Origin of the sequence: Paenibacillus aceris (assembly GCF_017874035.1) — a bacterium.
Lineage (GTDB): Bacteria > Bacillota > Bacilli > Paenibacillales > NBRC-103111 > Paenibacillus_E > Paenibacillus_E aceris.
The window spans coordinates 122,516-143,663 of record NZ_JAGGKV010000018.1 but is presented as its reverse complement, the minus strand read 5'-3'; the positions used below and the strand labels follow the sequence as shown (position 1 = coordinate 143,663).

Annotated in this window: 17 protein-coding genes; 12 read left to right on the top strand and 5 right to left on the bottom strand. The window is 46.9% G+C overall.

Annotated features, from left to right (window positions below; genetic code table 11):
• Positions 1 to 318: 318 nt before the first annotated feature.
• From J2Z65_RS26195 to J2Z65_RS26185, 3 genes are all read right to left on the bottom strand, one after another.
• Entirely contained in the window at positions 319 to 1,323 is a 1,005-nt protein-coding gene (locus J2Z65_RS26195) for a DUF3231 family protein (RefSeq protein ID WP_167068959.1), read from the bottom strand.
• A 369-nt stretch (positions 1,324 to 1,692) separates the two neighbouring features.
• Positions 1,693 to 2,139, bottom strand: coding sequence for a hypothetical protein (locus tag J2Z65_RS26190; protein WP_167068962.1), 447 nt, complete (start codon positions 2,137 to 2,139; stop codon positions 1,693 to 1,695).
• Positions 2,140 to 2,445: 306 nt separating this feature from the next.
• Complete coding sequence (locus J2Z65_RS26185; protein WP_167068965.1) at positions 2,446 to 4,530, bottom strand: acyltransferase family protein; 2,085 nt, start codon at positions 4,528 to 4,530, stop codon at positions 2,446 to 2,448.
• Between the two features lie 479 nt (positions 4,531 to 5,009).
• Between J2Z65_RS26185 and J2Z65_RS35445 the strand changes: the two genes are divergently transcribed.
• The 8 genes from J2Z65_RS35445 to J2Z65_RS26145 all read left to right on the top strand — a co-directional run bounded on the left by J2Z65_RS35445 (position 5,010) and on the right by J2Z65_RS26145 (position 12,475).
• Entirely contained in the window at positions 5,010 to 5,465 is a 456-nt protein-coding gene (locus J2Z65_RS35445; RefSeq protein ID WP_167068968.1) for a spore germination protein, read from the top strand.
• 150 nt (positions 5,466 to 5,615) lie between these two features.
• Positions 5,616 to 6,416 carry a peptidoglycan-binding protein gene (locus tag J2Z65_RS26175; RefSeq protein ID WP_167068971.1) on the top strand — a complete coding sequence of 267 codons (801 nt, stop codon included), beginning with the start codon at positions 5,616 to 5,618 and terminating at the stop codon, positions 6,414 to 6,416.
• Between the two features lie 121 nt (positions 6,417 to 6,537).
• The gene (locus tag J2Z65_RS26170; protein WP_167068975.1) at positions 6,538 to 8,130 is read left to right on the top strand and encodes a helix-turn-helix domain-containing protein; all 1,593 of its coding nucleotides are present in this window, start codon (positions 6,538 to 6,540) and stop codon (positions 8,128 to 8,130) included.
• Positions 8,131 to 8,259: 129 nt separating this feature from the next.
• Positions 8,260 to 8,820 (top strand): nitroreductase family protein, encoded by a 561-nt coding sequence (locus J2Z65_RS26165; RefSeq protein ID WP_167068978.1) that lies wholly within the window; start codon positions 8,260 to 8,262, stop codon positions 8,818 to 8,820.
• 3 nt (positions 8,821 to 8,823) lie between these two features.
• Complete coding sequence (locus J2Z65_RS26160) at positions 8,824 to 9,777, top strand: ABC transporter permease (RefSeq protein ID WP_167068981.1); 954 nt, start codon at positions 8,824 to 8,826, stop codon at positions 9,775 to 9,777.
• Entirely contained in the window at positions 9,767 to 10,714 is a 948-nt protein-coding gene (locus J2Z65_RS26155) for an iron chelate uptake ABC transporter family permease subunit (RefSeq protein ID WP_167068984.1), read from the top strand. The genes J2Z65_RS26160 and J2Z65_RS26155 overlap by 11 nt, the downstream gene beginning before the upstream one ends.
• Positions 10,711 to 11,469, top strand: coding sequence for an iron ABC transporter ATP-binding protein (locus J2Z65_RS26150; RefSeq protein ID WP_167068987.1), 759 nt, complete (start codon positions 10,711 to 10,713; stop codon positions 11,467 to 11,469). The genes J2Z65_RS26155 and J2Z65_RS26150 overlap by 4 nt, the downstream gene beginning before the upstream one ends.
• Before the next feature lie 19 nt (positions 11,470 to 11,488).
• Complete coding sequence (locus tag J2Z65_RS26145) at positions 11,489 to 12,475, top strand: siderophore ABC transporter substrate-binding protein (protein ID WP_167068990.1); 987 nt, start codon at positions 11,489 to 11,491, stop codon at positions 12,473 to 12,475.
• Between the two features lie 45 nt (positions 12,476 to 12,520).
• On the opposite strand, the gene J2Z65_RS26140 is transcribed toward J2Z65_RS26145, so the two are convergent.
• Together J2Z65_RS26140 and J2Z65_RS26135 are read right to left on the bottom strand one after the other, a co-directional pair.
• On the bottom strand, positions 12,521 to 13,552 hold the full coding sequence (locus tag J2Z65_RS26140; RefSeq protein ID WP_167068993.1) for an anthranilate phosphoribosyltransferase: 1,032 nt from the start codon (positions 13,550 to 13,552) through the stop codon (positions 12,521 to 12,523).
• Positions 13,549 to 14,196: an ANTAR domain-containing response regulator gene (locus J2Z65_RS26135; RefSeq protein WP_167068996.1), complete on the bottom strand. Its 648-nt coding sequence runs from the start codon at positions 14,194 to 14,196 to the stop codon at positions 13,549 to 13,551. The genes J2Z65_RS26140 and J2Z65_RS26135 overlap by 4 nt, the downstream gene beginning before the upstream one ends.
• Positions 14,197 to 14,658: 462 nt before the next feature.
• Between J2Z65_RS26135 and J2Z65_RS26130 the strand changes: the two genes are divergently transcribed.
• The 4 genes from J2Z65_RS26130 (at position 14,659) to J2Z65_RS26115 (ending at position 21,146) form a co-directional block, all read left to right on the top strand.
• Positions 14,659 to 15,900, top strand: coding sequence for a nitrate/nitrite transporter (locus tag J2Z65_RS26130; RefSeq protein ID WP_167068999.1), 1,242 nt, complete (start codon positions 14,659 to 14,661; stop codon positions 15,898 to 15,900).
• A gap of 331 nt (positions 15,901 to 16,231) precedes the next feature.
• Positions 16,232 to 18,652: a nitrite reductase large subunit NirB gene (gene nirB, locus J2Z65_RS26125; RefSeq protein WP_167069003.1), complete on the top strand. Its 2,421-nt coding sequence runs from the start codon at positions 16,232 to 16,234 to the stop codon at positions 18,650 to 18,652.
• Positions 18,653 to 18,676: 24 nt separating this feature from the next.
• A complete protein-coding gene (nirD, locus tag J2Z65_RS26120) occupies positions 18,677 to 19,027 on the top strand; it encodes a nitrite reductase small subunit NirD (RefSeq protein ID WP_240160101.1) in 351 nt (116 codons plus the stop codon).
• A gap of 13 nt (positions 19,028 to 19,040) precedes the next feature.
• Positions 19,041 to 21,146: a molybdopterin oxidoreductase family protein gene (locus J2Z65_RS26115; protein ID WP_167069006.1), complete on the top strand. Its 2,106-nt coding sequence runs from the start codon at positions 19,041 to 19,043 to the stop codon at positions 21,144 to 21,146.
• The last annotated feature ends 2 nt before the right edge of the window (positions 21,147 to 21,148 follow it).

Genomic DNA, 21,148 nt, shown 5'->3' with positions numbered 1-21,148 from the left:
AACTGAATTTGCCGGTAGCCCCTAGTCCTTCTTGCAGTGTCATAGCTTCGCTTGTTATTCGAGATCGTTGTCTCAACCAGCCTCAAACATGTTTCCACAAGTAGGGGGTGAACAGTTTACATCACGGGATCACGGTCCCACGGGCAGAGACGTTCGCCCCCGGCTACCGTTACTAAACCTCTAAAATACAAAAGAGGTCAACCAGTAAAAACTGGTTAACCTCATAATACGAACGGGCAGATTAGCGCAAGAAAAATACCGAAAAGCCCTCTTTTGAACATCTACAAAGAGGGCTTTTCCTAGTATTAAGCTGGAAAGCTATTGGTCTTTAGCAATTTCTTTTCTGTTTGGTGCAATTGGAGGTTGTTCTAACCATTTATTTTTTACCATGAGATCAAACCAATTTTTTGATACTGTTAGGTCTTTGAGAATTATTCTTTCGTAATCAAGAATTAAATCAGACCTCATAGAACCCGCTAATCCTAATCCATGATATGATTGAGCAGTTATAAACAAAAAACCAGTGTGATACATGATGAGTTTATCTGAAAACGGCGAATCTGTAGATTCAGTTATTTCAGTTTCTGATGACATTGGTACAGGTAAATTATCATCTTTTAGTTTTTTACTTAGTAATTGGATATGGTCATTTGACGTTTCAACTGCATCTGTTAGAAATTCCCTTATTTCCTTGGATCCAGCAATTTGACTAAATGCAATTCCAAGTGTTTTTGCCATAATACTCTTCTTTAGGTTTAAGGAAATATTACCAATTTCTATGGCAGAAAGAGGACGTTTATCTCCCCAATAACCATCGAGATATTTTTTGCTGTCAATAAACTCTGGGTTTGCACGTGGGAAAAAATACGGGTCTCTTTGAAAATGCCCTTTTTCAAGTAATAAATCAACGGTACGATGGTACATATTTTTTCCATCCGTCAAACAGGAGTCAAAGAAATCCCTTAAATCTTTTCTAACTGATGTAGTAAGCGAAATTATGTGACCGTTTAAACCATGAATTGTCATAAGATACAAATAATCCAAACAAAAAACATCCGAAAATAATCTTTTTTTATTGGGGGTGATATCTGCATCTGTAAACCCTATGGGCAATGGAAATCCATCATTAAGAATAAAAGTAGAAACCTGCTTCATTTGATTCTCAGTTATTTTAATTGCATCGACAAAAACCTCTCTAATGGATGTATCTTCTATAATGGTAAGCAAATATTTATTCACACAATTTACCATTGTGCCATTTACATATTGCCCCCATAAAGCTCCAATTTCCGTTGATGTTAATTTTAATTCAGTTTTATTCATAGCTCTGTCACCTCTGAAAATTAGATTGTCCAATTAGAAAGGATTTATCACTTTTGTTTTTAAAAAAGAAATTAAACAAAAAGTGTGAATTCAACTATACAAAAAACCACTCTATTGTTCCGAGTGGCTGTTTGTGTTTAAATACCGATGTGAAATTATGGTCAAATCTTACTTTGTGCTTAGATATACAACGGTACTAACGGGACACTATAGTTTAATCACGACATGAAGGCAGCCGACACACGTTCGGCTGCCTTTGTCTGTTGAAGTAACGGGCAGCTTAATGTGAAATTATTTGTATTACACATTAGCGGAACCACGTTACGCTTTCCTAGTTCCAAGCTTTAGGCAAGGCGTTTAATCGTTAGTTTATTCACGTCTGGCATGAGCGAGTTTGAGCGTTAAGCTTTGTGCCCATTTTAGGAATAGAGCGCCGACGACCAAATATCTGAAGTATGCATAGTAATTAATTTTATAACGATATGTATAGCTTTGAGCCTCATTCTCAACCTTACTATGAAGTTCTTTCAATTTTTCTGCTGAAACCGTCCCTTTACTCGTTTCTTCACGAATCAAGCTGTCCCATTTTTCACTATCAGCTGTGGTGATCGCCTTCATCTTAACCTTTTCTGTTAAGCCTATTGAAGCGGAAAACTCCTTCAACAAAACAAAAGGATTAGCGAATACTAAGAAACTTAAGAATAAAACATATAGAAGTATAATCGTACTAAAACCTTTAGCTATTTTTGTGATCATCGGGATCATCCATTTCTTTACTTTTTTTGGATAATCTAATTGTAGCTTGGATTCGAGCATAACCACAGTTCCAAATTACCTATTACTATGAATATTTTTCTTCATAATAACCGTACTTCCTTAATGATTGTGCCACCAGTGAGGTATTTAAGAGGTCGAAACTAGTCAATCCAGTTCAACCAATTTGTTGCTTATGTTACGAAGACTGAAAATCGAAAAGCCCTAGTCGTTAGTCCAGTAAGTAGAAAAATCAATGAAACAATGAAGAATGAGGCAGCAATACCTCTTTGTCATTAAAATTAGTAATTATGTTTTAATAATCAGCATTAAGGGTCCTTTTAGTGTTAATATTTTTGCGAAACAACATCAAGCTGTTTTTCGCATAGATGAAACAGAAGCAAGAATAAGTTTGGAGTAAGCTTCGGCTCCTTTGGTTGTCAAATGAACGCCATCGCTGACAAACCAGTCTGACTTATCCTCACTCAATGAATACCAATCGGCCAGTTTGACATTCGCATGCTTCTTGCTTGCAGCTGCTAAAGCATCATTGACCGTATCTTGCCATTTTCGAGGTACACGTGTATTGATGAGAATAATCTTCCGGTCCTCGCCAATCGCCTCGAGGAGCTTATCAAGCTGTTCCGACGTAAACGGCCCGTTCGTTCCTAGATGAATGACGACAATCCCACTTAATGTCTTATCGGTTTTGAATTGCTTTATCATATCAGGAGCTTGCGACAACTGCCGACTGACTTTCCCGTCTACGACAATTCCTGCAATCATCTTCTCTAAAACCGGAGCGGCACCCAGCATAACGGAATCCCCGATAGCTGTAACACTTTGGGTTAATGAAACCAGTTTATAAGTGCCAGATGTGTTCTCCGAGGCGGTTTTTTTCTCGCTCTGTGATATTCTGTCCGTATTTGATGCACTTGGAACAGCTGGTGTCTGTTCAGGTGTAATCTGAGCATTAGGTGATGCCGCCGGAACAGGAACCGTCATAACAGGTGAATTTTTGCCTTCGGGAGAAGATGCCGGGACAGGGCTTGTCAAAACAGGCGAATTCTTACCTTTTGGAGGTGATGTCGGTACAACGTCTATCGAATCTGGCGCTTTCTCAACTTCAGTCGAAGATGTCAGGACAGCGCTAGTTAATTCAGGCGATTGAACGGCAGGCGAAGAAACCGCAGCAGAGTTCATCAGACTTTGGGAATGGAGAGTTACTTCCGTGCTTGTCCGATTAAACAGGTAAGAAGCGCAGATCAATACGAGAATGACAAGCGGTGAAAGCTTCATTAAGAATCTAAATTGAAACAGAGCTGCAATCCCCTTCAAACAAAACCCGGGAATTTTGGTCCAAATGTGCCAATTGCCACTTCTAAAAGGGTTTTCAACGAGGGAGTAGGACAAGGCGGCGAGTCCGATACTTAGTGTCAACTGAATGAATTGGACAAAGTAGCTTGTATCCGTATTCGGATTCGCCGGATTCGTTAATAGGATCACAGGATAGTGCCAGAGATAAATGGAGTAAGACCTTACGCCGATCCAGCGTAGAGGCTTCCAACCTAAGATTGTGCTAACAAAGCTAGATGGGCTTGCTGCCGCAGCAATAACGAAAGTAGATGCGAATGAAAGTACAAGCATACCACCGGTGTACAATGATTGATCGTATTCCCCGGTCCGAATGAACATGTAGATGACAACCATCAGTCCAACTGCACCCGTCATATCTAGCCATGAACTATTTTTGCGTAAGTTCGGGTCGGCAAGTTTACTGCTGGGCCATATAAAAGCAAGGGACGCACCGATTAAGAGGCCGAACGCTCTTGTATCCGTTCCATAATATACCCGGCTAGGGTCAGTGCCAGGTTCATATAAAATCACCATGGAGATGAAAGAAAGGATGGCTCCAGCGAGTGTGAGTAAAACAAATTTACCGCGAGTTGGGCTGAAGAAGCGACTGAGGCCGATGACAAGCAGAGGCCATAATAAATAAAATTGCTCCTCAATGGCAAGCGACCAAAGATGCCCGAAAGGCGAAGGAGGTCCGAAGCTCTCAAAATAAGAGACTTGGTGAAAAATGTTGTACCAGTTGCTGGTATAGGTTAACGCTGACCATATATCCCCCTGAATGGAGATTAAACGGGTGATATTCGTAATCGCCAGAAAAACGGCGACAGCAACGATCATCGACAGCATGGCTGGAAGCAATCTGCGGATGCGGCGTATCCAAAATGTTTTCAGATCGATACGATGTTTATTTTTGCGCTCTTCCAGCAGCATATCCGTAATAAGGTAACCGGAGAGTACAAAAAATACACTTACTCCTAAAAATCCCCCTGAGGCCCATCTCCAGTTGAGATGATAGGCAATTACAGCAAGGACCGCCAGCGCCCTGATGCCATCCAATCCAGGCATATAGCGCCGATGAACTTGTTTGATTTCCTTCATGTTGTTAGGTCCCCCAATGTATCAATTCCTGAATTCCTGAAACAGTACTTTTTAGACTCTGATCTACGAATAGCAGTTCAAAGAGAATGCTGTTTTTTTCGAAATTTATCACATAAGCTAATTTCCACGTTGGATTTGTCGGATAGTGTCGAATTCATTGTCCGTGATTACCATTTTCAAAATCATACATGGAAAATATTCTAACTATGCATAATATCATCAGAGGTGATGAATATGTGGCGTATGATATTGGAATTTCTCTACAAGACAATGTCAGCGAGTAGTCCCGATTCAGCTCCAGATCAAAAGCTTTGGAAGGATTGGCCGCCGCCCGACAATTTGGTTGAAAACTTAAATTCAAATTTTGACTTAACCGATCATCTAGGTGGTAACTCGGACTTTTCCATCAGAAAATTTAATATCGGAAGTACAGATATGCACGCCGCAATCGTTTATATATCTATCAGGTCATTGAGAGAGTGTTAGAGGGTCAACAGTTTGCTCATAGATGGCATTTCCGGCGGTTTGATCCTCGGAACCGAATCTACTTCTCCGCAGAATTTCGAAGAACCAGCTTCGGAAGCGCTCGTACGTGGACCCACAAGATCGGTTTTGTCAATTCATTGGACGAAAATATCTCCCTTTTGCGCACGAGGGCTACCGACCCGAATCTGCGAATGTTGAAATGCCAAGTCGGAGAACGGAACAAGAAAAACTTGGTCATTTCGTATGTGGAGGGCATTGCCGATCCGAACTTGGTGAATGAAGTGAAACGCAGAATTGGGAGTATCAAGATCGATGATCCGCTTGATTCCGGATATATTGAACAGCTCATTGAAGATAATTTCATGTCACCATTTCCCCAGGTGCAAAGTACAGAACGACCGGATCGAGTCGTAGCTTCACTCTTGGAAGGCAGAGTAGCCAAAAAATAAACGACTATGGCTTGAGACATATGAAGAAGTAAGGGTTAGATTACTTTTTTTCACATAAATGGATAAAATCCAAAAAAACAGGTCACTCTAAGGGCTATCGCCCATGTCGGGCGAACGATACTGACGACGACGGGGAGTGAACGTAAACGCATGTTTCATGGCAGGAAAAAGCATGTCTGGATCGTACTAATCTGTATCGCCTTGTTCTGCTCGACCTCAACGACCGCTTTTGCCTATGGAAAAGGGGCTAAGGGGCCGGATGTTTATGCGGTTCAAGGGATGCTGAAATCTCTGGGTTACTATAGCGGACCTATTACAGGATATTATGGTAACCAAACACAATCGGGTGTTAAAGCGTTTCAAAGCAGATACGGCCTTCCGGTAACCGGAAATGTCGATGATCAAACGTTGCAGTCCATTCTATGGGCCTATGGGAATTTGAAAATCCCCAAAAAACCGGCGCCACCACCGGCTCCGACACCACCGCCATCCGAGCCGGCGCCATCCGAACCGCCACCATCGCAGCCTGAGCCAACGCCGGCACCGCAGGTTCCTCCGACATCGGGGTTAACGGCAGAGGAACAGCAAATGCTGGATTTGGTGAACAAAGAGCGTGCCGCTGTGGGACTGGCTGCGCTGGCTGTCGATGCCGAGTTGATCAAAACGGCAAGGCTCAAAAGCCAAGATATGGTCGATAACAAATATTTCTCTCACGATTCGCCGACGTATGGTTCACCATTTGATATGATGGAGAAATTCGGTATCACCTACAACGCAGCGGGAGAAAATATCGCTTGCAATCAATCGGTTCAAGCGGCTCATGAGGCGTTGATGAATTCGCCTGGGCATAAGGCGAACATTCTAAGCAAAGATTACACTCACATTGGGATCGGTATTGTAAATGGGGGACCCTGCGGTAAAATGTTCACGCAGCAGTTCATTGGGAAATAGACTTGGCCTTAAAGCCTCCGCCTGAACGAATGGGCGGAGGCTTTTTCCTGTTCGTTTGACAATGAGAATCATTATCAAATATGATAAAGGGACATAGATTGAAAGCAAGGATGTGATTCCAATGATAATGACCCTATCTGCCGGTGCCCATGCCCTCCATTATTTAGGCACAGATGAACGGCATATCGGCAGTCAATCGACACAGGAATTTGCGGGGCAGACTCATTATGCCTTCGGTTATATGATGGATGAAGTGCTGCGGGTAACGCTGGAAGATCAGACGCACCGGCGAACCGCCAAAGTGCTGACGGGGGAGTTGTTCTTCGTTCCGCCGAACTGTCGCTGCTTGTTGAAGAATAACGGGCACCACCATGCGCGTGTCATATGGATTCGATTTCAAATTCTGGGCGGCGCAGAGCCTTCCCAATTGCATTTGGCTCCACGAATTCCCCACAAGGGATCGGATGATTTTCTAAAGCAGGATGAACTGCAGCTGTATAGCTTTCGTATGCCGCACATTTTCCACTGGATCCCGGAATTTCTAAGTGACTGCGGACAGCCGGATACGGCGCTTTATTATCAGCTGCAGTCGCATCTTTACAAAATCGCTGCGGCGTTTACGACATTTTTGCAAAGTCCCAAAAGTGTGGACGATGATCTCGTGGAGTATGTGGATCAGGCGAAGCAGTACCTGCTGGAGCACTATAATCAAACGATTGATGTAGAAGAAATGGCGCGTCTTTCCGGCTCAAGCCGAAAGTTCTATCAAGCGTTCCGAGGGATTACCGGCTTAAGTCCGCATAAATTTGTGACGACCACACGTCTGAATCGTTCACTGGGCTTGTTAGGCAGCTCTCCTTCGTCAGTTGCTGAGGTAGCCCATACGGTTGGGTATTCCGACGAACTGTATTTCAGCCGACTTTTTAAGAAGCATATGGGATTATCCCCCTCAGATTATATCAAGAATGCTCAAGTTCGCGTTGCAAATTTAAGTGCTATTTTTCATGGGAATTTGTCTGTGCTTGGGATAACGCCGAAGGTGAGCTTGCATAAAGACTGGTTCTTGGAGCCGGATCTGACGCCGTATATGGAACAAATCCGGAACTGCCACCCTGACGTAATACTATGCGGTCCTCTTCCAGAAGAACTGTTGGCATCCCTTTCCCATATAGCTCCAGTCACCGTCATTCACTGGCGCGATTACAGCTGGAAGGAAACGCTGCTGATCATCAGCAGAGTTTTTGGTTTGTCCAGTGTAGCTCAGCGCTGGCTTACGTATTTTGACATGAAGGTGGAAAATGCCCGGGAGCACATTCGGGAACGGCTTGGCGGCAAGCCTTTTCTGCTCGTAAGCGCGCAAGAAAAGCATTATCGGGTATACGGCTTAACGCGTAAGAAGATGAGGGATTTATTTTATGATGAATTAAAAATAACGCCGCCAAAGCCTGCCGAAGAGGTGTCTTTTCTCGATACATTTTCTCTCCATGAGGTTGCCTCATGGGACTGTGATAATGTGCTGTTCTTCGTCTCAACCATGTATCCGAACGAGTATTGTCTTAATCTGGAGGCAGCCTGGAGGCGCCTGAAACAAACGCACAGCAGCAGACAGCAGCAAATCATATTTATCCGTCACCAGGGACTGCTGATGTATAACGCCACGATGCATGACAGCTTAATTGATGAGACCATGTATCATTTATTGTCCAAATCATGACGGTGACAAAAAATCCATCCCGAAAACAGGAAATTCCATTCACGCGAACCGGCAATCATGCAAAAATAGGAAACGTTGATAACGATTCTCACTCTAAGAGGGGATCGGGAAGACAGAATTGGAGGGTATATGGAGCTAACAAAACTCATTAGAGAACGGCGTTCCGTTCATCAATTTGAAGATAGACCACTCTCCGTAGAGTTCGTCACCGAGCTTCTGGATACAGCCGTCTGGGTGCCTAATCACCGGATGACGCAGCCGTGGCGCTTTGTCATTATTCTGGGGGAAGGCCGCCAAAAGCTGGCGGAGATCGTTCGCAAGTTCAGGGAGGCTAACGAGCCGGACCCGGAGAAAGCGAAGGAGATCGGACAAAAACTGTATAACAAGTTCATGTCCGTCCCGATGTTCATCGCGGTCGTTCTGCAGGTAAATGCGAACCCCACCATCGCGGAAGAGGATTATGCCTCGGCTGCATGCCTGATTCACAATTTCAGCTTGCTGGCGTGGGAGAAGGGCATTGGTATGGTGTGGGAAACCTATCCGCTGCTGAAGGTGGAGGCGTTCAGGGAAGCTTTCGGAGTGAAGCCGGGCGAGCGAATCATCGGCAGTCTGCATACTGGATATCCTGGCAGAATTCTCTCCGCACAGGAGCGCATTCCCGCCGGTGAACGTCTGACAGTCATAGAATAGGCTATGAAAAAAAGATATTTAGGGATTGCTCTCATTATTTTCTCGATTACATCGCTTTTTATAGGGGTTAAAGGGATAAGTCCCCTTGATTTGTTTCATTTAACAGAGGATCAAGCCCATATTTTGCTGGTAAGCCGGATCCCGCGCCTGATAAGCATTGTCATCGCAGGAGTGAGCATGAGTGTGATCGGGCTGCTCATGCAGCAACTCAGCCGCAATAAATTCGTATCTCCGACAACCGCGGGGACGATGGATTGCGCGAGGCTCGGCATTCTCGTGGCCATGCTGCTGTTCGCAGATGCGACGCCGCTGCAGAAAATCTTGGTCGCCTTTGTATTTACATTGGCCGGCACCTATGTATTCATGAAGATTCTGGACCGCATTCGGTTCAAAGATACGATTTTTATCCCGTTGGTAGGCCTCATGTTCGGGAGTGTCATTACCTCCATTTCCACCTTTTTCGCGTATAAGTTTGATCTCATCCAAAATATTTCCTCTTGGCTGCAGGGCAACTTCGCAACAGTGATGAAGGGGCGCTATGAGCTGCTGTACATCAGCATTCCGACGCTGATCATTGCTTATCTCTATGCCAATCGTTTCACGATTGCGGGGATGGGCGAGGATTTCTCGTTGAATTTGGGGCTGAATTACCGTCGGGTCGTCAACATCGGTTTGGTTATCGTCGCAGTCGTCGCTTCGGTTAACATTTTGAGCGTGGGAATTATCCCGTTTCTCGGCTTGGTTATTCCGAACATTGTATCCATTTATCAAGGGGATAACTTGAAGAAGATTGCGCCGCATACAGCGCTGCTGGGGGCCGTTTTCGTTCTGTTCTGCGACATTCTGGGTCGCGTACTCATCTATCCCTACGAAATTCCAATCGGCTTAACCGTCGGGGTGATCGGGAGCGGGCTTTTCATTTACTTGCTGCTGAGGAGACAAGCTTATGACGTTTAGATGGAAGCTCAGTTTGCTCGCGATCGTTGCTCTGGGCGTTACAGCCGCTTTCCTAACGGTGAATGCCGGAGGGAATTGGGATTATATCCTCCCTAGAAGAGGCAGCAAGGTCATCAGCATCTTGTTAACAGGCGCAGCAATTGCTTATTCGACCATTTTGTTTCAGACGATTACGAACAACCGGATTTTAACCCCGAGCATTATCGGTCTGGATGCTTTGTATATGCTCATTCAAACCACCGTTATTTTTCTGCTTGGCTCGAAGAGCGCGCTATCGGCGAATGTGAATATGAATTTTGTCATTACCGTTGGCTTGATGTCGCTTTTCGCTTTACTGCTTTTTAAATTTTTGTTTAAAAGTGAAAGACGGAACTTGTACTTCCTGCTGCTGTTCGGCATTATTCTCGGCACCTTTTTCGGCAGCTTCACGACGTTTATGGAAGTGCTCATTGACCCCAATGAATATGCGATTTTGCAGAGCCGTTCCTTTGCCAGCTTTAATAACGTCAACAGCAAACTGCTGCTCATTTCAGTCATTTCAAGCATTCTGATTGGGCTGTACAGCCTGAGATTCCTGAAATACTTGGATGTCATTTCGCTGGGCAGAGAGCATGCCGTGAATCTCGGTGTTCCTTACGAGTATGTCGTGAAACGGCTGCTGATCATCATTGCAGTTCTGGTTTCCATTGCGACGGCATTGGTCGGTCCGGTCACCTTCCTGGGTCTCCTTGTGGCCAACCTTTCTTACCAGTTTATGAAGACGCATCGGCACCGTTATTTGATCCCCGGCTCAATCCTGATTAGCGTCATTGCTTTGGTAGGAGGCCAGTTGATTATGGAACGCATCTTCAGCTTCTCCACACCGCTTGCGGTCATTATCAATTTCGTCGGAGGCGTTTACTTCTTATACCTGCTGCTAAGGGAGAATAAGTCATGATTGAAGTCAGAAATGTGTCCAAATCCTACGGAAACAACCCCGTATTGGATAATGTATCGCTCCGGATCGGCAAGGGCCGGATTACGTCGCTTATAGGTCCTAACGGCGCCGGCAAGAGCACCCTCATCTCATTGATTTCCCGGCTCCTGACGAAGGACAGCGGTGAAATTCTCATTGACGGCGAGGAAGTAAGCAAAGCCAACAGCCAGGAATTAGCCAAGAAGCTTGCTATTCTCAAGCAGTCCAATCACATCAATGTGCGCCTGACCGTGCGGGATTTGGTAAGCTTCGGGAGATTCCCCTACTCACAGGGCAAATTAACCAAAGCAGATTGGCAGTTCGTTGATCAAGCCATCCGGTATATGGAGCTTGAGGACATGCAGCATAAATACCTTGATCAACTAAGCGGAGGTCAAAACCAGCGGGCATTTATCGCGATGGTTATCGCGCAGGATACGGAGTACATTCTGCTCGATGAGCCGCTCAACAATTTGGATATGAAACATTCGGTTCAAATTATGAAGGTGCTGCGACGGCTAGCGGATGAATTGGGCAAAACGGTTATTATCGTCATCCATGATATTAATTTTGCTTCCTGCTACTCGGATTATATTGTGGCTTTTAAACAGGGCAAGTTGGTGAAGGAAGGTCCAGTAAGTGAAATCATTGATTCCGCAGTCCTGCGCGATATTTATGAGATGGACATTGCGATTCGAGAGATAAACGGAAATAAGATTTGTGTGTATTTTAAGTAAATGAAAGAGGTGTCTAGCGATGAGTAGAAAAATAGTAGTCTTGATCTCAGCAGTAATGATCGCGATTTTTGCAGCCGCATGCGGCAATGGAAGCGGGGCCGGTACAGAAACGGCGAAGCCTGCGGCAGCCAGCCCGCAAGCAACAGCGGCGGCTACGGCTGCGGTTCCGGCGGAAATAACAGTGAAGCACAAACTAGGGGAAACGAAAGTGAAAACGAATCCGAAGAAAGTTTTCGTTTTCGATTACGGCGTGCTAGATTCCCTGGATCGTTTGGGGGTTGAGGTTACAGGGGTTCCGCAAGCGAGCCTTCCTTCTTACTTGGGGAAATTCAAGGATTCCAAATACATCAATGGCGGCACTTTGTTTGAGCCGGATTTCGAGAAAATCAATGCAAGCAAAGCGGATCTGATCATCATCTCCGGCCGTGCAGAGAAAGCTTACGCTGAGCTTAGTAAAATTGCGCCGACCATTTTCATGGGCGTGGATAACACGAAATACATGGAATCTTTTAAGGAAAACGTTGTGACCTTAGGTAAAATCTTCGGCAAAGAAGCGAAAGCGGAAGAGGAAATCGCTAAAATTGACGGAGCTGCCAAGCAGCTGCAGGCTAAAGCTTCCGCCACAGGTAAGAACGCACTGATTGTTCTTGTGCAGGACACGGCGCTGAGCGCTTACGGGGCAGGGTCCCGTTTCGGCATCATCCATGACGTGTTTGGTTTCAAGCAGGCGGACAGCAAAATCGAAGTGTCTACGCACGGTCAAAATATCTCGAACGAGTATATCCTGGAGAAAAATCCGGACTATTTATTTGTGGTCGACCGCGGCAAAGTCGTGGACGGGAAATCGACAGGCAAGCAAATCATTGAAAATGAGCTTGTGAAAAAGACAAATGCGTTCAAGAACGGCAACATCATTTATCTGGATGCGAACTATTGGTACCTTTCCGGCGGCGGCTTGATTTCCGTTGAAGGCATGGTGAAGCAGGTAGCGGATTCCGTGAAATAAGGCAAAAGGCCCGCCGCTGGATACACATCCATGGGGGCCTTTTTTCTAAGTTGCAGATACAGGCTTAATCGCTTCTGTCCATTCCGTAAATTTCTGGAGGGCAGTTCTTTGTTCAATCGCATGCCTGGCCATATAAATTCCTTCTTCAATGGACCCGGCTTTCTGGGAAACCCAGAGGCGCACAGCGCTGTTGAGCAGCACCATGTTCAAGAACGGAAGTTCAGCTTCTCCGCGCAGGACGGCCAACGCAGTTTCTCCTTGGAGCTCAGCGGTCCATTCGATTTCAGGCACTTCAACCATCAGTTCGTAGATTTCAGGATCAACAATGAATAATTCACTGGAGCCTTCTTGAATAACGTAAGTTCGCGTGCGTTTCTCCACGGAAAGGTCTTCTGAACCTTCCATGCCCTGCACGACGATCCCGCGGGTGATGCCCAATTCGATAAGTAAATTCGTAATTTTCTCGAAAACCGTGCCGTGAAACACGCCGACAGCCATGTAAGGCGCTTCTGTGAAACGAAGCAATTTCTCGGCCGTGTTAAATACGGTCCGCAAGCCAAGCTCGATGCGGAGTTCCCGCAGCTCTCCAAGCGGTGCGCACCAGCTCTCCGTTGGCGTGAACAGGAACCCTGTTCGTGCCGCTGCGGAGATCAGCGCTTCGCGCGATGTCGTCAGCAGGGGGACGCCAAGAGCGTCCAGCACATCCGTCAGTGTGATGCCCCATTTGGGCGGCATGCTCGGACTGCCGTGCAGCGTAGTTGGAAGACCGCAGGCCGCAAGCACGAACGCGGTCGGCAGGGTCGCGATGAACGAACGGGAGCGTCCATCATAAGGTCCGGCACAGTCCATGCTGCCGGGAATCGGATAAGCAACGGTCCGTTTGCGCAGCGCGTGGATGAAGGCTTTAATCTCATCGGGCGATTCCATTTTGATGCGTTCTGCAACTAGAAAGGCACCCATCTGAGCTTGTGTGGCACCGCCGGTTAGTATGAGCTCTGCTGCTTGGGAAGCCTCTTCATACGAAAGATCTCTCGCTCCGCGTTTGCCGCGGCCTACTTCTTTTAATAAAGATATCATCGTTTTCGGCCTCCTTGATTCTGGTCTCGTAGTAGTTGGTACACCTTGACGATGGAGGTAGCGACATCTACCATACGTTTACGCTCATTCATGGCTTGTTTTCGCAAAAAGTCGTATGCCTCCGCTTCGGAAATGCCTTTAAGTTCGCATAAAATCCGTTTGGCCTGATCGACCCATTTGCGTTCTTCCAGCTTGGAGAGGAGCTGTTCGCGCTCTTGCTGCCATTCGGTTCTTTGGAAATAGTGATTCACGCCCAAAAGCAGTGCACAGTGAATTTCAAGCGGACTCATCGTTGAACCGATTAAACCATCTATACCTGCATCCATTCTGCATTCATTAGAAGGAAAAGTGTGCGTATCACACCACCAGAAGAGGGGGAGGCTGCGCTGGGCGAGCACGCGTAAGCGCCATGTCTCCACTTGATCTGGGTTTACACTTAATAATATCGCATCGACTTTAGGAAGGATGAAGGAAATTTCTTGAGCCGTAGATGCCGTATAGATGCGAAACCCCAAATCCTTCAACACCTCGTCTGGTAAGGATGGAAGGGTACGATTTGAATAGCTCATCTCGGTTGTAGATGGCGAGGAGGTAGCTGAGCGAGTTTGCTTCAACTCGTCGATCAGTATAAATGATTGCAACATTTGAATACCTCCATCGTGTAAGCTTAATACCTTATGGCAACTTTATGTGAGGTTTCTAGGGTGATTGAATTGTTATACGGTACAACTATAGCATATACGCCTGTTTTTTGTCGATGTAGTAGGAGAATCTGACATTTAAAATATTTTTGTGTTATGTTTATTGACATACACGTGGAGCCGTACTATAATCAAGTTAGAAATCGGCACAATGATGTGCCACTAACTAGGCAATGGCGCCTATCCTCTTACAAATACGTAACCGGATAGGCTTTTTATGTTTACTTTACGAATTAGTAATGAACAGGCTGTTCACGAAGAAGTGGCAGCAATGGCGAAGAGGCCGGTAAACATCCCACGTATGGTGGGTTATGTTTGTCGGCCTTTTTTGTCCATAGCATGCAAGCAGAAGTCAGGATAGGAAAAAAAGAAGGCGAAAAGCCTCGCAAAAGGAGTGGGAAGATCATGGTTGATCGGAAAAGTTTTATGCAAGTGGGACACAAAGGGTCTTTGTTCAGCGCATTCTTGTATTTTGACATGAGCTTCATGGTATGGGTGCTGCTGGGACCGCTGGCGGTCATTCTGGCTAATGATTTCCACTTAAATGCCGCCGAGAAAGCGAACCTCGTTGCCCTGCCTACTTTAGGCGGAGCGGTGCTTCGACTGGTGCTGGGCGTTCTGACCGATAAGATCGGTCCTAAGCTCACTGGACAAATCGGATTATCATTAACCTTGATTCCTTTATTCTGGGGATGGCAGTTCGCTGACAGTATGGGAGATATGTACTTCGTTGCATTGATGCTCGGTATTGCCGGGGCGAGTTTTGCAGCCGCACTGCCGCTTGCAAGCTCCTGGTACCCGCCGCAGTATCAAGGGTTGGCAATGGGAATTGCCGGAGCGGGGAACAGCGGCACGATCTTCGCTACTCTTTTTGCTAACCGGATTGCCCAGCATTATGGCGACTGGCATGTTGTATTCGGCATTGCGATGATTCCAATTGCCATAACCTTGGTTATCTTCAGTATTTTAGCGAAAAACAGCCCGAATAAACCGGCGCCTAAAACCGTAGCTGAATACGGCAAAGTGTTGAAACAAAAGGATTCTTGGTTGTTCTGTATTTTATATAGCGTAACGTTCGGCGGTTTCGTCGGCATGTCAACCTACTTAACCATCTTCTTTAATACTCAATATGGTCTCTCGCCGGTTCGCGCAGCGGATTTTACAACCCTATGTGTGATCGGCGGAAGCTTCTTCCGGCCGGTAGGCGGTTGGTTGGCGGATAAAGTAGGCGGCATTCGGATGCTGATGGGGTTATACGGGGTTGTTGCATTAATGATGGCGGGGATTTCAACGCTTCCAGCACTGCCGGTTACAACGGTCTTGTTATTCGTTGCGATGATGGCTTTTGGAATGGGCAATGGTTCGGTATTCCAACTAGTTCCACAACGCTTCAAAGCGGAAATTGGCGTAGTAACCGGTATTGTTGGCGCAGCAGGCGGGCTTGGCGGTTATTTCCTACCAAAAATTCTAGGGAATGTGAAGTTAGCAACAGGCTCATTCACGCCAGGCTTCCTCATTTTGAGCGCTATTGCGGCATGCTGCATCCTTCTGATCGCAGTTGTCCAAGGGCAATGGAAACGCAGTTGGATTGGCGAAGGCGGTAAGGTGAAAGTATCACAGACGGCTATTGATAGCGTGCATGCTTAAGTAAATGGTACGGCTGCTGGTCCTGCACAGTGTTAATGGCGGGATCGGCAGCGCCCAATTAAACCTTTTTGCCCATGCAGCTTGGCGGTTTACACGACTCAGCGGCTCAGTGATTCAGGAATTTCGGAATTCTCAGGCTGTATGGGCAAAGACGTTTGCGACTTACCGTCTTTGGCAGTTCAAATTTTGAACTGCTTGAGCTCCATATCCCATACTTGCCAATTGGGAGTGATCGCGTAGACTGCTGCTCCCAGTTGGATTTTTTTCCGGATATGGATAACAAAGTGATATGGGATATAGAGATAGACACACTAGAGAGGAAGATGAGACCATGACTCAAAAAGAAAAGTTGGTTTTAGTCGGAAATGGGATGGCGGGCGTCAACGCGGTTGAACATTTGCTTAAACTTACTCCTGATAAATATGAGGTAACTATTTTTGGTACTGAGCCTCATCCGAATTACAATCGTATTTTGCTATCCTACGTACTTTCGGGAGATTCCAAAGTAGAGGATATCGTGATCCATCCCTATGAATGGTACGTAAACAATAAGATTACGCTCTATACAAACCAAACGGTGACGGAAATCGATACAACGGCTCAAACTGTATCGAGCGATAAAGGAGTAACGGTTTCCTACGATAAATTGATTTTGGCAACAGGATCCAATCCTTTTATGATTCCACTGCCTGGCGCAGATAAAGAAGGGGTTATGGCCTACCGGACCATCCGTGATTGTGAAATCATGATTGAATCCGCCAAAAAATATAAAAAGGCGATCGTGATCGGCGGCGGCTTGCTCGGATTGGAAGCAGCGAGGGGCTTCTTGAATTTAGGAATGAAAGTGGATGTCGTTCATATCGTCGATACGATTATGGAGCGTCAATTGGATCGCACTGCGTCCAAAATGCTGCAGGCAGCTCTGGAAGAGCAAGGAATTAACTTCTTGCTAGAGAAGCAATCAGCAGAAATCATCGGTGATAAACGGGTTACCGGTTTGAAATTCAAAGACGGCACTGTGGCTGAAGCGGATCTGATCGTTATGGCGGTAGGTATTCGTCCGAATGTAGCGCTTGCCAAAAATGCTGGCCTGGATTGTAATCCTGGCATTATCGTAAATGACTATTTGCAAACTAGTGTTCCCAATGTGTATGCGGTAGGGGAATGCGCGATGCACCGTGGCATTGCATATGGTCTGGTAGCGCCGCTTTATGAACAAGGTGCTGTGTTAGCGAAGCATTTGGCAGGCGTGGAAACAGGTCCTTATGAAGGCTCCGTTCTCTATACGAAGTTGAAAGTATCCGGTGTTGACGTTTTCTCAGGCGGGAAATTCGGGGATGAAGAAGGAACCAAAGCGATTCGCATTCATGATGAGTTCACAGGTGTGTACAAGAAAGTCGTGATCAAGGATAACAAAATTATCGGTGCGGTGCTCTTTGGAGATACGGCGGACGGCACGAGGCTTATGCAGATGATCCGTGAAGAAACAGATGTCAGCGGCATGGCTAAGACATCGATTTTGACGGATTCAGAGGGTGGAGGCGGAGCGGCTTCCGGTGTTGCCGATATGAAAGACGATGCGATTATTTGCGGATGTAACGGCGTAACCAAAGGAACGATCTGTTCGGCAATTAAAGAGCAAGGCTTAACCTCCGTTGAAGAGGTGAAAAACTGCACGACGGCTTCCCGTTCTTGCGGCGGCTGTAAACCGCTTGTCAGCGATTTATTAGCTTTCACGCTGGGCTCCTCTTACGATAAAAATGCTGTCAAAGAATCGATTTGCTCCTGTACGGACCATACACGGGATGAAGTGGTTGAGGCTATTAGAGAAAAAGGTCTGTCGCATGTACGTGAAGTGATGAGCGTGCTCAATTGGAAAAATGAAGAGGGCTGTTCCAAATGCCGCCCTGCGCTTAACTACTACCTGGGTATGGTAAGCCCTGAAACTTATAAAGACGATAGCACATCGCGCTTCGTTAACGAGCGTATGCATGCAAATATTCAAAAGGATGGCACCTACTCGGTAGTTCCGCGAATCTATGGCGGCGTAACGAACCCGACCGAATTGAAGCGGATTGCGGAAGTAGCGGAGCAATTCAATGTTCCGACAGTGAAGTTTACCGGCGGACAACGACTCGACTTGCTTGGCGTGAAGAAAGAAGATCTTACCGCAATGTGGGAAGCGCTGGATATGCCTTCAGGTTATGCGTACGGTAAAGCGCTGCGTACCGTCAAAACATGCGTCGGCGAAACCTTCTGCCGGTTCGGTACTGGTGATTCGATGGCGGTGGGCATTGAGCTGGAGAAGCGCTTTGAGCGGTTGAACACACCGGCTAAAGTGAAGCTTGCGGTATCGGGATGTCCTCGGAACTGTGCGGAATCCGGTATTAAGGATTTGGGCGTTGTATCCGTAGACGGCGGTTGGGAGCTGTATGCCGGAGGAAACGGCGGTGTGAAGGTACGCGTTGGCGACCTCTTAACAACAGTGAAGACAGAGCAAGAAATTATCGAATATACGGAAGCCTATTTGCAGTATTATCGCGAAACCGGCAAATACGGCGAGCGCACGAGCGAATGGGTACACCGTTTGGGTATCGAGAAGATCCGTGATGTCGTTCAAAATGAGGAAGAGCGCAAACAATTATGCGCCCGAATGGACCAAGCGCTTTCCGTGACGAAGGACCCTTGGAAACAAGCGATCGAAAGCAAAAAAATTCAGCGCGACCTGTACGAAGTCGTAGAGCTTAACTAATAAATCACTCAGGAGGAGAAGACCATGAAAACACGAGAAGAGCAAATGATCTGGGTTGAGGCCGTATCTTATGAGGATTTAGCAGTGAATACAGGCAAAACGATTCGTTATCAAGGGGAGGAGGTAGCTCTCTTCAAGATGAAAAGCGGCAAGCTAACCGCGATTCAAAACCGTTGTCCGCACAAAGAGGGTGTGCTTGCGGAGGGTATTGTCTGTGACGAGCACGTTTTCTGTCCGATGCATGACCGCAAAATTCATCTTCCTTCAGGGCTCGTGCAAGCACCGGATACGGGCTGTGTGCAAACATATTCGACGAAAGTTCATGAGGGAACTGTTTTCATAGGATTCCCGGTAGGGAAAGAATTGGCTTGTTAAGCGTGGGGTGAACATGAAATCACCATTACTGACCATATCGACAGATCAACCCTCCTCCCATTGCTGCTTCTGCAGCATGCAGTGTGGTTTGGAGATTATACCGAGCGAGAAGACATCCGGTCTCATCACTAAACCAAGCCAGAACTTTCCGGTCGCCACTGGCCGTCTCTGCCAAAAGGGATTGAATGCCTTGGATCATGTGTTTCATGCGGAGCGCATTCTCGAGCCATTGGCAAGGTCGGCCAACGGATCAGGGCGTTGGCAAACGGTGACATGGGAGCACGCCTATGCCGACATTGCAATGCGCATCCAAAGCCTGCAATCGGAACATGGTGCAGATGCAATTGGCGTATACGGCGGCGGATCTTTAACCAATGAAGTTTGTTACTTGCTCGGCAAGTTCACCCGTGTTGCTTTGAGAAGTAAATATATCGATTACAATGGCCGTTACTGTATGTCTTCAGCAGCGGCGGCCTCCAATCAAGCCTTCGGCATTGACCGGGGGATGACGATGCCTTTGTCCGAAATTCCGAATGCTAAATATTTAATCCTAGCCGGCACCAACATTGCGGAATGTCAGCCGACTATGATGCCGTACCTGCTTGAAGCGAAGAAAAAAGGCGCGGTAATTGTCACGATTGACCCACGCAATACGATGACGTCCAAGGTTGCTGATATTCATGTCCGCTTACAACCTGGGTTCGATTCGGTGTTTATCAATGGTCTCCTGCATGTCATGGTGGAAGAAAAGCTTGTCGACGAACGCTTTATTCAGGAGCGGACATCGGGCTTTGAAAGCTTGAAGGAAGCCGTGAAACCTTTCACGCCGGGAAGAGTGGAGGAGTTGACCGGTATTCTGGAACCGGTGATTCGTACGATTGCCCGTGGTTTTGCAAAGGCTGAAACGGGGATTGTCCTGACGGCAAGAGGGTTGGAGCAGCAATCGAACGGCGTGGAGAATACGCTTAATTATATTAATTTGTCACTGGTCACGGGAAAAATAGGGCGTAAAGGCTGCGGTTATGGCGCCGTAACCGGCCAAGCAAACGGTCAAGGCGGACGCGAGCATGGGCAAAAGGCTGACCAGCTTCCAGGTTACCGCTCTATTGAAGACCCTGCTGCGCGTGAGCATGTCGCTGGGGTATGGGGCATCGATCCCAGCGAGCTTCCCGGCAAGGGCGTCTCGGCCTATGAGCTGCTGAAGAAGGTCGATGAAGGTGAAATCAAGGCGCTAATCGTGCTAGGATCAAATCCACTGGTCTCAAGCCCGAATAACCGCATGGTGGAGCGGGCGCTGCAAAAGTTGGATTTGCTAGTTGTTGTAGATATGTTTGAAACCGAAACAGCACGCTACGCCCACTATATTCTGCCGGGTTCTTCTTTCGCAGAAGCGGAAGGCACGATGACCAATTTGGAGGGACGCGTGTTTCACCGCCAAAAAGCCATGGAGCTGCCGGGAAACAGCAGGCTCGATTATCACATCCTTTGCGAGCTGGCTGAAGCGCTGGGGCGCGGCGCTTATTTTCAATATGCGGGTATTGAAAATGTGTTTCGTGAACTGGCTGCCGCAACGGCCGGCGGGAAAGCCGATTACAGCGGCATCACGTATCAAAGGCTGCAAGAAGAAAAAGGCCTATTCTGGCCTTGTCCTGCTCCTGATCACCCGGGAACACCGCAATTATTCGCAGATCATTTCCATCATCCCGACGGCAGAGCCAAATTATTCGGCATTCAGCCGAAGATGCCGGCAGAGCCGATCGATGCGGAGTATCCTTTCGTGCTGACAACCGGAAGGCTTGCCAACCATTATTTGAGCGGTGTACAAACGCGCCGGACGGAAGCGCTGAACAAGAAAGCTCCCGTTCCCGTTGCGGAGGTACATCCATGGCTGGCAAAGCGAATCGGACTTGGCATGGATAGTAAAATTCGCATAACGAGCCGTCGCGGTTCGCTTGTTTTTGAAGTCAAGGTGACAGAAGGTATTCAGCCTCGTACGGTTTTCGTCCCTTTTCACTGGGGCGATGAGCACTCGATCAATGTGCTGACGAACGATGCGCTCGATCCAACAAGCCGAATGCCGGAGTTTAAGATATGTGCAGTACAAGTGGAACGTGTATAGAA